Source organism: Stenotrophomonas sp. GbtcB23 (assembly GCF_019091045.1).
Classification (GTDB): Bacteria; Pseudomonadota; Gammaproteobacteria; order Xanthomonadales; family Xanthomonadaceae; genus Stenotrophomonas; species Stenotrophomonas rhizophila_A.
Map to the genome: position 1 here is coordinate 1 of NZ_JAGXKC010000129.1, position 1,062 is coordinate 1,062.

At 63.2% G+C, this 1,062-nt stretch carries 1 pseudogene; it reads left to right on the plus strand.

The features are described from left to right. A pseudogene (locus KVS69_RS18375) lies at nucleotides 1-620 on the plus strand (His-Xaa-Ser system radical SAM maturase HxsC); the annotation flags it as partial. Nucleotides 621-1,062: the final 442 nt, after the last annotated feature.

The window sequence follows — 1,062 nt, forward strand, 5'->3', positions numbered from 1 at the left end:
ACGGCCGCCTCTTGGACGGGTCAACCCTGCACAGTCGCTTTAAAGGACTCCACCCCAACCTCAGCTGGGGCATTCCCCTCTACGGCGACCATTACGGGCTCCACGACTACGTGGTCCAAAGCGAGGGGGCGTTCGCTCAGACCCTGCGGGGCCTTTATGCCCTAGAAGCGGCAAAGCAGCGTATTGAGATCAGGGTTGTGCTGGTCCGGCCCACCTTCGAGCGGCTGCCGCAGATAGCTCGATACATTCAACGCAACCTGCCCTTTGTAGAGCACGTGGCTTTGATGGGCATCGAGCCAATCGGGTTTGCCAAGGCGCACTACGCGGACGTGTGGGCAGACCCCGCTGACTTCGGCGACCAACTGGCCGCAGCTGTCGGCATGTTCGATTCAAGCGGCATAGGCGTGTCGCTTTACAACCTTCCGCTGTGCACCATCGACCGCTCCTTATGGCCCTATGCCGCCCAGAGCATCTCCACCTGGAAGAACGACTATCTGCCCGCCTGCGCCAGCTGTTCGGTGAAGTCCAAGTGCGGCGGCTTCTTCTCTTGGGTAACGCCGGCTTGGACCAGCCGCGCGGTCGCCCCCGTCAAGGAAAATGAGACATGTCCAGCGCATTGATGATTGTGGGCGCGACCCTGGGGGCACTCGGGGCGGAGCCGAACCAAAAACCCCAGGACCTGTCGGCACTGTCGGAGATGGACAGCAAATACGCCACTGTCCTGAGTTCGTCGCTGAACTCGGGTCGGCACAACCTCTATGCCGGGCATCGGAGCCATAGTTCGCATCGCTCGCACAGCTCCCACCGTTCCCATTCGTCCGGCTCGGGGAGCTCCTACCGATCCTACACACCGCCGGCGACCTACACCCCGCCCGCTCCCGCCCGGACCACGCCAGCGCCAGCGCCAAGGCCAGCCCCCATCCGCGCACCGGTCATCCCAACGCCGCGGCAGTCTCTCAGCGCACCGCCCACCTCTGCGCCCACCACAAAGACTTATCGAGCCTCAGAGCACGATCGAATTGACTTGGGGGGGCAGCGCCTTGCGACTGAGCCTGTCATCGA